Origin of the sequence: Halorubrum aethiopicum (assembly GCF_001542905.1) — an archaeon.
GTDB classification, from domain to species: Archaea; Halobacteriota; Halobacteria; order Halobacteriales; family Haloferacaceae; genus Halorubrum; species Halorubrum aethiopicum.
The window spans coordinates 2,767,309-2,779,825 of record NZ_LOAJ01000001.1 but is presented as its reverse complement, the minus strand read 5'-3'; the positions used below and the strand labels follow the sequence as shown (position 1 = coordinate 2,779,825).

The window sequence follows — 12,517 nt, the reverse complement described above, 5'->3', positions numbered from 1 at the left end:
TCCTTCGGGTTCCACGCCAATTTAAGCCGGTCACGGGCCTCGGTGCCGGTATGACCGACGCCACGACGCCGGTGATCGCGGCCGCGTACCGAACGCCACAGGGGAGAGACGGGGGGGTCTTCGCGGACGTCCGCAGCGAGGACCTCTCGGTCCGGCTCGTCGACCACCTCCTCGCGGAGACGGGGCTCTCGAGCGACCACGTCGACGACCTGATGTGGGGGGTCGCCCAGCAGCGGACCGAACAGGACAACAACGTCGCGCGCGTCATCGCGCTCCTCTCCGAACTCGGCGAGTCGGTGCCCGCGACCTCGATCAACCGGTGGTGCGCCTCCTCGATGCAGGCTATCATCTCCGCGGCCGACGCGGTCGCCGCGGGCAACCGCGACTGTGTCGTCGCCGGCGGCGTCGAGAACATGAGCCGCGTCCCGATGGACGGCGACTCCTACCAGCACCTCCACCCGGAGCTGTCGGAGCGGTACAACGTCTTCCAGCTCCAGATGGGGATGACCGCGGAGAAGGTCGCCGAGAAGTACGGCGTGAGCCGCGAGGCGCAGGACGAGTACGCCGCCCGGAGCCACCGGCGCGCCGCCGAGGCGACGGAGTCGAGCCGCTTCGACGACGAGATCGTTCCCGTCGAGACCGGCGTTGCGTCGGAGACGCAACGAGCAGACGGCGAAGCCGTCGACGACGAGGGACTGATCGAGGAGGACGAGGGGATCCGCCCGGACACGACCCCCGAGAAGCTCGCGGAGCTGCCGCCGGCGTTCACGGGCGACGGGACCGTCACCGCCGGGAACGCCTCGCAGATCTCCGACGGGGCGGCGCTGACGCTCGTGACGAGTCGCGCGTTCGCCGAGGACCACGGGCTGGACGTGCTCGCGGAGGTGGGGACGAACGCGGTCGCCGGCGTCGACCCCACGGTGATGGGGATCGGCCCGATCCCCGCGACCCGGAACCTGCTCGAGCGGGCGGGGACGACGGTCGACGACTACGACCTCGTCGAGCTCAACGAGGCGTTCGCCTCCCAGTGTGAGTACGCCCGCCGGGAGCTCGGGATCGACGAGGAGATCTACAACGTCAACGGCGGCGCGATCGCGATCGGTCACCCGCTCGGGGCCTCCGGCGCGCGCCTTCCCGTCACTCTGCTCCACGAGATGGCGAAGCGCGACGCGGAGCGCGGCCTCGCGACGCTGTGTGTCGGGTTCGGCCAGGGGGCCGCGATCGAGTTCCTGCGTTAGCTCGCCGCACCGCCTCCGTACCGCTCAGCGCTCGATTGCGCCGGTCCCGGCGCGGTCGACGCCGTCGAGCGGGATCGCGCCGCCCGTGAGGTCCGGCCCGTCGAAGGGGTCCTCGGCGAGCAGAAGCGAGCCGTCGAGGTCGGCGTAATCCAGAAGCGGCGCGAGGTGGGTCGCGGCCGCGATGGAGGCGTTGGACTCGACCATACAGCCGAGCATCACCTCGAGGCCGTGCGAGCGCGCGGTCGCGATCGCCCGCCGCGCCTCCAGGAGTCCGCCCGTCTTCATCAGCTTCAGGTTCGCGATGTCACACCGGTCGGCGATCCGCGGGATGTCGGCGGCGGTGACGCAGGACTCGTCGGCGGCGATCGGCAGCGCCGAGCGCTCGTAGGCGAACTTCAGGCCCTCCGGGTCCTCGGCGGGCACGGGCTGCTCGATGAACTCCACGCCCAGCTCCGCGAGCCACTCGCTCTTCTCGACCGTCTCGCGGGGCGTCCACGCCTCGTTGGCGTCGACGCGGATCGTCGCGTTGGGCGCGGCCTCCCGGACCGTCTCGACGATCTCGCGGTCGCGGTCGCCGCCGAGTTTCACCTTCAGGATCGGGTAGCCGGCGTCGGCGGCGTCCGCGGCCTTCTCGCGGATCCGCTCCGTGGTGTCGATCCCGACGGTGAAGGAGGTGTCCGGCGTCGCCGTCGCGTCGAGGCCCCACAGCCGGTAGAGGGGGACGCCGAGCCGCTTCGCGGCCAGGTCGTGGAGCGCGATCGAGACCGCACAGCGGGCGGCCGGGTTGTCCTGAACGACCTCCCGCATCCGCGACTCGATCGTCGTCAGCGCGTGGGGGTCCCCGACCTCCTCGACGACCGAGAGGAGGCCGGGCAACACCGCCTCGACCGTGTCCGCGGTCTCGCCGTAGTGTCGCGCGGGGGCCGCGCCGCCGACGCCCGTCGCCCCCGCGTCGTCGGTCACGCGGACGATCAGGTTCTCGGCCTCGGTCTGGGTGCCCCGCGAGATCGTGAACGGCTCGTCGAGCTCCATCGACACCCGCTCGAAGGCGGCCTCGAGGCTCATCCCTCGAGCACCTCGTCGACGATCCCGTCGACGATCCGGTCGGCCCCGTGTCGGACGGGGTCGGCCGCGGGAACGCCCACCTCCTCGCCGAACGCGTCGACGACCGCGCCGGCCTCGTCGTCGTCGGCCACGTCCTTCGTGTTGACCGCGCCGGCGACGACCTCGGTCTCGTGGACCGGCTCCGCGAGGTCCTCGTAGAGGTCGACGTAGTCGGCGAACGGCGGGAGCTCGAAGGACTCGTAGCCGTGGATCGCCTCGCGGCCGGCGGCGTGACAGAGCACGAGCCCGTCGGCCATCGACCCGTGGAGGATCCCGCAGGTGACCGCGGAGTAGGCCGGGTGGACGATGGTCCCCTGGCCCTCGACGACGAGCAGGTCGTGGTCGTCGCCGATCTCGAGGAGCATCTCCTCGACCGCGCCGGCGGTGAAATCGGAGATCACGCGGTCGATGGGGTTCCCCCAGCCCGCGATCATGATCCCGGTCTGGCCGGTGGGGACGAACGCGGCGTCGATCCCGCGCTCGCGGGCGGCCTCGACGATCTCCAGGGAGGCGGTCATCTTTCCGACCGAGCAGTCCGTCCCGACCGTGAGCACCACGTCGGCGTCGACGTCGGCGGAGCGGCCGGTCGCGACGCCGAGGTCCGCCGGCGGCTCGCGCACGTCCCGCAGTTCGACGCCGTGTTCGGCCGCCAGCTCCGCGAACTCCTCGTCCTCGTTGAGGAAGTAGTGGAGCCCGCTCACGACGTCACAGCCCGCCGCGATCGCGGCGCGCACGTCGTCGCGCCAGGAGTCGTCGAACCCGCCTCCGATCGGCGCGATTCCGATGTAGAGCGCGTCTATCCCACCTTCGGCCGCGGCGAGCGCCTCCTCGAAGGAGTCGACGATCGGCGCGTCGGGCAGCGTGGGGTCGTGGTCGGCGACGCGGTCGCCGGCGCGGTCGCGGTCGAGGACAGCCTCGATCGCCTGGTCGCCGTAGCGCATCACGCCGAGGGCGGTCTTCGCTTCGTCCGGGAACTTCTCGTGGGCGAGAACGACTATCCGTTCGCTGCTCATACCCGTCGGTCACCGCGGGGTGGCTTAAATGGGACGGAGCCGGATCGCGAGCGCCGACCCGAGTGAAGCCGCCGTCGAATCGACGAGTCGCCGGGACGCCGAGTCGCCGACGTTCGATGAGCTGCCGACGTTATGCCGAGCCGCCGACGAACTGATCCGCGCCCTCGTAGAACCAGTAGCCGTTCTCGCGCATCGCCCGGCCGAGCTCCTGGTGGAACTCGACGAAGTCCGCGAACTCCTCCTTCTCGACGCCCTCGAAGATCTCCTCGACGGAGACGACCGTCTCGTAGTCGATCCGGATCGGGTGGTCGCCGTACGCCTCGACGTAGTCGGCCGCCGAGAGCGGGAAGTCCTCCTCCTCGTCGACCTTCTTCGCGAGCACCGCGTGGCCGTACTGCCGCATGCCCTCGCTCCCCTCCTCGCCGTCGGGGTCGTGTGGCCAGTCCATACCTTCGGTTCGCCGGGGGTGCGGATAGTGGTTACGGAGCCGGCGGGACCCCGTCGTTCCGACCCGGACGCTCGCTCGGTGGCGAGGAGACCGACGCGGGCGGGATCGAACACTCCGAATATTAGTTCTGATAACCAACCGCGTGCGTTTATATCCCCCTGTGAGAACCGCGGTACAATGTCAACCGACGACGGAGCGGGCCTCGCTCGACGCCTCTACGACCGCCTTCGCGGTCGGTACCTCTTCAAGATCGCGGGCGTGATACTGGTCGTCTCCGCGGTGTTGCTCGGCGCGGGCGCGCTGACGTTCGATCAAGTTCAAGCCAGCGTCGAATCCGACGCGCGGAACACGCTTCTCTCCTCGGCGGAACGCGAGGCGCAGGGGATCGAGGGCTTCATCGAGGAGGGCGAGGGTCACGCGGCGCGGATCTCCGACACGCGCCGGATCCGAACGTCGAACGAACACACCATTCGACAGGAGCTCCTCAGCAACGAGCGGGCCCTCCCCGAGTACGTCGTCGACGTCCACTACTACGACCTCACGACCGACGAGATCCTGGTGAGCACCTCGCCGATGAAGGAGGGAACCATCCACACGCTCTCCGACCGGCCGTGGGCGGTCAGCACCGGCGCCTTCGGAAGCCACCAGGTCGCTCGATCGTTCGAGCCGTACGCCGTCGAGGGCGAGAAGCGGCTCGGCTTCGTCAGTCCGGTCACCACCGACACGGACAAGGCGATCGTGGTCACGGCGGACCTCTCACAGCGAGGTGATCTGCTGACGCCGCCGGTCGACGGTTCGAGCATGGAGATCGTCTCGACGCGGACGGGCCGGGTCGCGCTCGCCGGCGACGACGAGGCGATCCTGAACGAGTACTTCCTCATCGAGGAGCTCTCACACCTGCGTTCCGACGTGACCGAGCCGCGGGTCGACGAGGTCTCCGACGCTCAACAGGAGGTCGTCGACGCCGACCGACTCGTCGCGGCCACCGTGCCCGTCGAGGGCAAGCCGTGGGCGGTCGTCGTCGCCGCGCCCGAGGAGGCGGTGTACGGGACCGTCGGCGACGTCACGCGGAGCGTCCTGCTGTTGATCGGGATCGCCGTTCTGGGCCTGTTCGCCGTCGGACTACTGATCTCGCGGGACGTGAACGGCTCAGTCGACGAGCTCCGCGGGTACGCGAAAGCGATCGAGTCGGGGGACCTCGACGTCGACGTCGACCGGTCGCGGGTCGACGAGTTCGGCGACCTGTCCGCGATCATCGATCGCATCCGGCGGACGCTGCGCGAGCAGATCGCGGCCGCCGAGGAGTCCGCCGGGGAGGCGGCCGCCGCACGCGAGGAGGCGGAGGCACTCTCGACGCATCTCGAGACGAAGGCGGACGAGTACGGCGAGACGATCGACGCGGTCGCCGAGGGCGACCTCACCCGACGGCTCGATCCCGAAAGCGAGAGCGAGGCGATGGCGGAGATCGCGGCGTCGCTGAACGAGATGCTCGACCGCGTGGAGGCGCTCGTCGTCTCGATCCAGGACGCCGCGGGGACGGTCGACGAGCGGAGCGCCGAGGTGACGGCCTCCTCCGAGGAGGTGGAGTCGACGAGCGTCGACGTCGCCGAGAGCGTCGAGGAGATCTCCGTCGGTACCGAGCGCCAGGAGGAGCACCTCTCGACCGCGGCCGCAGAGCTCAACGACCTCTCGGCGACCGTCGAGGAGATCGCCTCCTCGACCGACGAGCTGGCGCGGCGGTCGGCGACGGCGGCGACCGCCGGCGAGGACGGTCGCGAGCGGGCGAACGAGGCGATCGACCACATGGACCGGATCGACTCGGAGATGGGACGCACCGTCGAGGAGATGAGGGCGCTTCGCGAGGAGGTCGAGCGGATCGGCGAGGTGGTCGGACTGATCGACGACATCGCGGAACAGACCAACATCCTCGCGCTCAACGCCTCGATCGAGGCCGCGCGCGCCGGCGAGGCCGGCGAGGGGTTCGCGGTCGTCGCCCGCGAGGTGAAGGATCTCGCCGAGGAGACCGCGGAGGCGACGACGGAGGTCGAAGCGCTCATCGAGGGCGTCGAGGAGTCGACCCACTCCGTCGCCGACGACATGTTCGCGATGGAAGAGGACGTCGAGCGGGGTCGCGACGTGGTCGACGAGACGGTCGACACGCTGGAGACGATAGTCGAGGACGTCTCCGAGGTCAACGCCGGGATCCAGTCGATCAACGACGCGACCGACGACCAGGCCGACTCCACCCAGGAGGCGGTCTCGATGATCGACGAGGTCTCCGAGGTGAGCGTCGAGACCGCGAGCGAGGCGCAGAACGTCTCCGCGGCGGCCGAAGAACAGACCGCGGCGCTGGCGCAGATCACGACGAGCGCCGAGTCGCTCTCGACGCGCGCCGACGAGCTCCGCACGCTGGCCGAGGAGTTCGAGACGCGCGAGGTCGACGAGGACGGCTTCGCGTTCGAGGCCGACGCCGCGACCGACGTCGACGACCCCTCGGCGACGCCGGCCACTGGAACGCCCTCGGGGTCCGCCGTCGAGACCGACGGCGGCGACGCCTTCCGACCGGGCGAGGCGTTCCGGGACGAGGGCGACGACGCGGTCGGGTCCGAGGACGACTGACCCGACGCCGCACAAGACACTTCTCGGGTCCCGTCCACCTTCCGCGCATGCGACGCAGAGCCCTCCTCGCGGTCGCGGCAGCGAGTACGACCGTGCCGCTCGCCGGCTGTCCGACGCCCCCGTGGGGTGAGGTCCCCGAGACCGTCGACGGGGCCGAGGTGACGGTCCGCCACGAGCACACGGGCGCGTTCGACCCGGGCGAACCCGCCCACCGGGACGCAGCCGTCCTGCTCCGCGCGCTCGACGCCGACCCGCCGCGTCTCACCGTCAGGGGACAGCTGCTCGACGGCGCGCGCGAGTGCTACCGGATCGACCTCGTCGAGGCGGATCTGACCCGCTCCCGTCTCCTGATCCGGCTGGCGACGGAGGACGACCCCGACTGGGAGGGCGACGCGTGCCCGGACGTCGCGCAAGCGCACCCCTACGAGGTCGCGGTCGCGTTCAGGGAGGCTCCGGTCCCCGACCGGGTCGAGGTCCGACACGGCGACGAGACGGTGCTCGAGGAGGCGGTCGAGACCGGCTGAGGTCGGGACGGATGCGGTTCCCGTCGGACTGACGTTCCGGCTCAGGGAACCGTCCCGTCCATCGACCCGCGATACCAGCGGCCGGTCTCGAACCCGCACTCGACGCACCGGGCGACGACGACCTCCTTCCCGTCGTCGTCGATCCGGTTCAGGTCCGTGTCGGTCTCGGCGTCGCACTCCTCGCAGTACCGGAGTTTCGGCTGGAACCCGTACTCCAGCGGCGCGCCGATCGCGAGGGCTCGAACCCGTTCGTTCCCGTGGTTCCAGCCGCGCTGGAACTCCTCGCGGCCGAAGCGGACGATCTCGTTCGGACCGACCTCGACCGGGCCGTCCTCGGTCTCGAAGGTCGCCGTGCCCGAGAGGACACAGAAGACCTCCTCCTGTACCTCGTGGCTGTGGTACGCGAACGCGAAGCTGTCGCCCGGTTCGAGCTCGTAGTAGTTGATCGCGACGTCGGTGAGCCCGAGCGGCTCGGTGAGCTTCCGCATCACCGCGGCGGGCTGTACGTCGTTCTCCACGTCGTCGATGCGGACTCGGTTCACGTCGCTCCCTTCGAAGCCACCCGTGAAAACGGTGCGGTGCGCGTGATGCCGGGCCGGCGGCTGGTTGGTGAGAGCGTCGGAGGAATGCGACGGGGTTGGATGCTCCGGCAGGGATTTGAACCCTGGTCCTTGCCGTGAGAGGGCAAGATGATTGGCCGGACTACACCACCAGAGCGTGCGTCCGCGTTCCGTCGCGTTTCCGGGTAGGGCGTTCCACACTAAAACGGTTCCGTTTCGACCGCGCCGTGTCTCGGTTTGTCGCGGTCGGGTCGGCCGTTCTGTCGCGGTCGGGTCGGCCGTTCGCGGTCGCTCTCGCCCGCGACGATCGACCCTGATCGCGGCGATCGACCGCGGCCGCGTCAGAGATCGACCGCGAACGAGTCGACGCCGGCGGCCCCGTCGGCGACCCTCGAAAGTAAGTCCGCGACGCGATCCAGGTCCTCGAGGTCGACGACCTCGACGGGCGTGTGCATGTATCGGTTCGGGATCGAGACGGTGAGCGACGGGACCCCGCCGCGGGCGGTGTAGAACGCGTCGGCGTCCGTGCCGGTCCGCGTCCCCGCCGCCTGGAGCTGGACGTCGATCCCGGCGTCGGCCGCGGCGTCGCGCGCGAGGTCGACGAGGACCGGGTGGTTCGCGCTGCCGCGGCCGATCACCGGCCCGTCGCCGAGTTCGACGGGGCCGCGGCGCTCGGCGTCGACGTCGGGGTTGTCGGTGGCGTGGGTGACGTCGACGGCGACGAACGCGTCGACCGCCTCGAGGTCGTGACCGACCATTCGCGCCCCTTGGAGTCCCACCTCCTCTTGAACGGTCGAGACGGCGTAGACGGTGGCGTCGACGTCGGCCGCGGCGGCGCGGCGCAGCGCCTCCGCGGCGACCCAGATCCCGGCCCGGTTGTCGACTCCGCGCGCGGCGATCCGGGAGCCGACGAGCTCCGCGGTTCCGCTCGAGAACGTGACCGGGTCGCCCACGGAGACGTGCTCGCGGGCCTCCTCGGCGTCGGCCGCCCCCACGTCGACGAACTGCCCCTCGATCGCCTCGTACTCGTCGGCGTCGCGGTCGCGGAGGTGGATCGCGGTCTGTCCGACGACGCCCCGGACGGGCTCGTCGGCGTGGACCGTCACGTGCTGGCCCTTGGAGACGGTACGGTCGGAACCGCCGACCGGGGCGATCCGGAGGAAGCCCTCCTCCAGCACGTCGCGGACGATGAACCCGATCTCGTCGGCGTGACCCGCCACGGCGACCGTCGGCGCGTCCGGGTCGCCCTCGTGGACGGCGACGGCGTTGCCGTACGCGTCCGTGGTGACGTCGTCGGCGAACGCCGAGACGTACTCGACCCAGACGCGCTGGGCCGCCGTCTCGAACCCGGAGGGGCTCGGCGTCGCGAGCAGGTCGTCGAGGAACGCGCGGCGGGACTCGTCCATGCGTCCCCGTTCGTGTCGGAGAAAAAGAACCTCGCGGTCCCGCCGCGGATCGGCACCCGCGGCGACAGCGGCCGAGCGTTCCCCGTGCGGATCGACGCCACGATTAAGCGCTCGGCGCGAGAACGGCCGAGCATGAGCGACACGTCGTTCACGCTGCTCGAGATCCACCTGGAGGAAGGGGCGGTCCGCATCGGGGAGTACGGGCTCCTCGGGGGCGGAAAGCCGGACGGGAACGCCGACGAGGAGGAGGCGGACGACGCGGGATCCGCCGACGCGGCCGACGCCGGCGGCGGGATCCTCGGGTGCGGACTCTCGTCGACGTCGATCCTGGGTGGGATGGCGGTCGTCGCGCTTCTGGCGGCTCTGGGGGTCGCCGCCGCGCGCGTGCTCGGCGACGCGGACCTCGAGGACGCGGCGGACATCGACGACCTCGGCGCGTAACGGTTCCGTCTCCGTCACGCCCCGTCTCCGTCACTTCCCCGTTCACGTCACCCTCCGCACCGACACAAGGGACTTGAGGCCGGCACGCCTCCCGATCGTATGAACATCCTCCGAAGCCTCCGGGCGGTCTCCGAGGCGTCCGGGTCCGGCGTCGTCGACTGGGCGAAAGCCGGGGAGGCCGCGAAGGCGAGCACGGAGCCGGGGGCGCTCGAGTTGACCCCCGACGACCGACGGGGCTACGCGACGGACGTGCGGGACGCGCGCGACCGCCTCCGGGAGGTCGCCGGCGTCGACTTCGCCGTCCCGGACGCGGTCGAGGTCCAGAACCGCCACCACTGGATCGACGCGAACCTCGAGACGTTCCGGAACGTGATGGAGCCGATCGAGGCGGCGGCGACCCCGGCGATGCCCGGGCTCTCGCGGGTCGTCAACACCGGCTCCATGGCGTTCGCGCTCGGCTTCCTCGCGCGGAACGTGCTCGGCCAGTACGACCCGCTGTTGCTCGCCGACGAGCCCGACGCCGACCACGGCCTCTACTTCGTCCACCCGAACGTCGTCGCGGTCGCCGCCGATCTCGACGTGGCGTACCCGCGGTTCCGCCGGTGGATCGCCTTCCACGAGGTGACCCACGCGGCGGAGTTCGGCGCGGCCCCGTGGCTGTCGGGATACCTGGAGTCGCGCGTCGAGCGCGGGATCGACGGGCTGAGCGCGAGCGGGCTCGACCCCGACGCGTTCGCGGAGCTCCAGACCGCCATGACCGCGGTCGAGGGGTACGCGGAGCTGTTGATGGACCGCGCGTTCGACGACGAGTACGCCGACCTCCGCCGGAAGATCGACGCCCGGCGGGGCGGCGGCGGGCCGATGACGCGGCTCGCGCGCCGCCTCCTCGGACTCGGGCTCAAGCGTCGGCAGTACGAGCGCGGGGCCGCCTTCTTCGAGCGGGTCGCGGACGAACGCGGACCGTCCGCCGCGAGCGCGGTGTGGGAGCGCCCGGAGCACCTCCCGACGAACGGTGAACTCGACGATCCGGTGGCGTGGCTGGCGCGGGTCGACCCGTGAGTCCCCGAGTTCCGCTCCCTCCCGTCCCGAACCCGCGATACGGACGGTGGTTTTAGGCCGGTTCCGCCCGAACCGTTCGCATGAACCTCACCGGCCCGTGGGACCGGGCGCGCGTCGACGAGTTCCTCGCGGACGCGCGGATCCCGGTCCGCGTCGGCTGTCGGACGCCCGCGGGCGATCCCTGGATGGTGTCGCTGTGGTTTCGGTGGGACGGGGCGGTCCACTGTGCGACCGGCGCGGACGCCGACGTGGTGGGCTTCCTCGAGGCCGACGACCGCGTCTCCTTCGAAATATCGACGAACGACCCGCCCTACAGGGGCGTCCGCGGTCGGGGGCGGGCGACGGTGACCGACGACGACGAGAAGCGGCTCCTCCGGGCCCTTCTCGAGCGATACCTCGGCGGGACCGACAACGACCTCGCGGAGCGGCTCCTGCGACCGGAGCGCGAGGAGGTCCACGTCCGGATCGAGCCGGAGCGGCTCCACTCGTGGGACTTCACGGACCGGATGCCGGCTCGAACGGGGCCGAACGACTCGGACCCCAACGATTCGGCCTCCCACGGCTCGGAACCCAACGACTCGGGACCCAACGACTCGAACCCGGCCGAATGAGGACGCCTACCGGCCGAGGTCCCGGAGGTCGTCGACGGCGACGCGGTCGGGAACCCGCTCGAGGACCGTCTCCGCCCACCCGTCGTGGCCGAGCGTGATCGCGGTCTCCGGGTTGGCCTCGGCGAGCCGGCGGACGCCCTCGGCGGCGGCCGTCTGGGCCGCGGTGTCGACGCGCTCGGGGATCTCGGCCGTGAGCGGGTACGTCTCCGAGAGCGCCCGCGGGAAGGGACCGAACGGCGGTTTCACCCGCCAGACCGCGTCGTGGTCGTGGTTCGAGGGGGGTTTTGACTCCGTCAGAAGCAGGTCGGCGGGCGTCTCGAGGCGCGCCAGCCGGTCGTGGTGGCGGCCGACCTCCGGGCGGCGCGCGGCCTCGTGGGAGGTGTAGAAGAACGTATCCTTCGAGGCGGGATCGGTCGCCTCGAGCTGCGCCGCGTGATCGAGGAGGGCGCGGTAGCCGTCGAGCATCGCCGGGTGCCCGCGGGCGCGTCGGTCGACGAGTTCCATGAGGCTCCCCTCGCGGACCGCGGCCTTGATCCGGCGGATCTCCTCGAAGGTGACGTGGAGGTTGTGTTCGGCGAGCAGCCGTTCCGCTCGGTCGTCGTCGCCCTCGCGGAGATCCGCGGGCGCGTGCTCGGCACAGACGGGACACGAACACGGGAAGTACGTCATCTCCTCGAGGTGTTCGGTCCCCGACACCGTGAGGTAGCGGCCGTCGCGCGCCATCAGCGCGTAGGCGGCGGAGTCGAACAGATCACAGCCCATGGCGACCGCGAGCGCGAGCATCATCGGGTGACCCGCGCCGAAGAGGTGGACCGGACAGTCCGGGTCGAGCCCGCGTTTCGCGGCCGTCACCGCCTCGACGACGTCGGCGTAGCGATAGGCGTTCATCAGCGGGACCATCGCGCCCACCGGGAACACGTCGAGGTCGGTCCCCGCCGCGTGCCGGCCGGCCGCCTCCCGGAGGTCCGGGTACGTCGACCCCTGGACGGGCGCGTTGACGAGCATCTCGCCCGTGTCGGCCGCCTCGGCGTCAGCGAGGGCCTGCCGGGTCGTCCCGAGTTCGCGCTCGGCGCGGTCGCGGTCGACGTCCGGCGGCGTGGGCACGTCGACGGGCGTCGCCACGTCGCTGCCGATCCGGCGCTGGAACTCGAGGATCTCCGCGGTCGTGACGTCGATGTCGCCGTACTCGGCGAGCTGAAAGGAGCCGGAGTCGGTCATGATCGCGCCGTCGAACCCCAAAAAGTCGTGGAGCCCCGCCTCGAGCACCTGATCCCTGATCCGGTCGGTGCTCCGGATGATGTAGGAGTTCGTGATCAGCATCTCCGCGCCGAACTCGCTCCGGAGCCGCTCGGGCTCGACCGTGAGCACGTTGGGGTTGACGACGGGCAGGAGCGCCGGCGTCTCGACGGTCACGCCGGCGCGGGGGACCTCGAGCCGACCGATCCGCCCGGCGGCGTCGTGGTCCCGGATCTCGAAGTGGTCGCGCATACCCCG

General features: G+C 71.0%; 12 protein-coding genes and 1 tRNA gene. 6 read left to right on the top strand and 7 right to left on the bottom strand.

Annotated elements, in window-relative coordinates; translation table 11 throughout:
- Positions 1–50: 50 nt before the first annotated feature.
- Positions 51–1,238, top strand: a complete 1,188-nt coding sequence (locus AXA68_RS13280; protein ID WP_066417692.1) for a thiolase family protein — start codon at positions 51–53, stop codon at positions 1,236–1,238.
- Between the two features lie 24 nt (positions 1,239–1,262).
- Here AXA68_RS13280 and AXA68_RS13275 read toward each other — a convergent pair whose 3' ends face one another.
- From AXA68_RS13275 to AXA68_RS13265, 3 genes are all read right to left on the bottom strand, one after another.
- A complete protein-coding gene (locus AXA68_RS13275; protein ID WP_066417691.1) occupies positions 1,263–2,303 on the bottom strand; it encodes a dipeptide epimerase in 1,041 nt (346 codons plus the stop codon).
- Positions 2,300–3,355 carry a DUF1611 domain-containing protein gene (locus AXA68_RS13270; RefSeq protein WP_066417688.1) on the bottom strand — a complete coding sequence of 352 codons (1,056 nt, stop codon included), beginning with the start codon at positions 3,353–3,355 and terminating at the stop codon, positions 2,300–2,302. The genes AXA68_RS13275 and AXA68_RS13270 overlap by 4 nt, the downstream gene beginning before the upstream one ends.
- Before the next feature lie 130 nt (positions 3,356–3,485).
- Complete coding sequence (locus AXA68_RS13265; protein WP_066417686.1) at positions 3,486–3,803, bottom strand: DUF5785 family protein; 318 nt, start codon at positions 3,801–3,803, stop codon at positions 3,486–3,488.
- Positions 3,804–3,980: 177 nt separating this feature from the next.
- On the opposite strand from AXA68_RS13265, the gene AXA68_RS13260 reads away from it, so the two are divergent.
- Positions 3,981–6,422 (top strand): methyl-accepting chemotaxis protein, encoded by a 2,442-nt coding sequence (locus AXA68_RS13260; protein WP_080505259.1) that lies wholly within the window; start codon positions 3,981–3,983, stop codon positions 6,420–6,422.
- Between the two features lie 47 nt (positions 6,423–6,469).
- Positions 6,470–6,946, top strand: a complete 477-nt coding sequence (locus AXA68_RS13255; protein ID WP_066417684.1) for a hypothetical protein — start codon at positions 6,470–6,472, stop codon at positions 6,944–6,946.
- 41 nt (positions 6,947–6,987) lie between these two features.
- Here AXA68_RS13255 and AXA68_RS13250 read toward each other — a convergent pair whose 3' ends face one another.
- The 3 genes from AXA68_RS13250 to AXA68_RS13240 form a co-directional block, all read right to left on the bottom strand.
- Positions 6,988–7,488, bottom strand: a complete 501-nt coding sequence (locus tag AXA68_RS13250) for a cupin domain-containing protein (RefSeq protein ID WP_066417682.1) — start codon at positions 7,486–7,488, stop codon at positions 6,988–6,990.
- Between the two features lie 100 nt (positions 7,489–7,588).
- Positions 7,589–7,663: transfer RNA gene (locus tag AXA68_RS13245), tRNA-Glu, on the bottom strand.
- A 184-nt stretch (positions 7,664–7,847) separates the two neighbouring features.
- The gene (locus AXA68_RS13240; RefSeq protein ID WP_066417679.1) at positions 7,848–8,912 is read right to left on the bottom strand and encodes a M20/M25/M40 family metallo-hydrolase; all 1,065 of its coding nucleotides are present in this window, start codon (positions 8,910–8,912) and stop codon (positions 7,848–7,850) included.
- A 132-nt stretch (positions 8,913–9,044) separates the two neighbouring features.
- On the opposite strand from AXA68_RS13240, the gene AXA68_RS13235 reads away from it, so the two are divergent.
- The 3 genes from AXA68_RS13235 to AXA68_RS13225 all read left to right on the top strand — a co-directional run bounded on the left by AXA68_RS13235 (position 9,045) and on the right by AXA68_RS13225 (position 11,023).
- Positions 9,045–9,353 (top strand): hypothetical protein, encoded by a 309-nt coding sequence (locus tag AXA68_RS13235; protein WP_157884840.1) that lies wholly within the window; start codon positions 9,045–9,047, stop codon positions 9,351–9,353.
- Positions 9,354–9,452: 99 nt separating this feature from the next.
- Positions 9,453–10,412 (top strand): zinc-dependent metalloprotease, encoded by a 960-nt coding sequence (locus AXA68_RS13230; protein ID WP_066417675.1) that lies wholly within the window; start codon positions 9,453–9,455, stop codon positions 10,410–10,412.
- An 80-nt stretch (positions 10,413–10,492) separates the two neighbouring features.
- Positions 10,493–11,023: a pyridoxamine 5'-phosphate oxidase family protein gene (locus AXA68_RS13225; protein WP_232745119.1), complete on the top strand. Its 531-nt coding sequence runs from the start codon at positions 10,493–10,495 to the stop codon at positions 11,021–11,023.
- A gap of 6 nt (positions 11,024–11,029) precedes the next feature.
- Here the strand turns inward: AXA68_RS13225 and tgtA are convergent, their stop codons facing one another.
- A complete protein-coding gene (tgtA, locus tag AXA68_RS13220; protein WP_066417673.1) occupies positions 11,030–12,511 on the bottom strand; it encodes a tRNA guanosine(15) transglycosylase TgtA in 1,482 nt (493 codons plus the stop codon).
- Between the last annotated feature and the right edge of the window lie 6 nt (positions 12,512–12,517).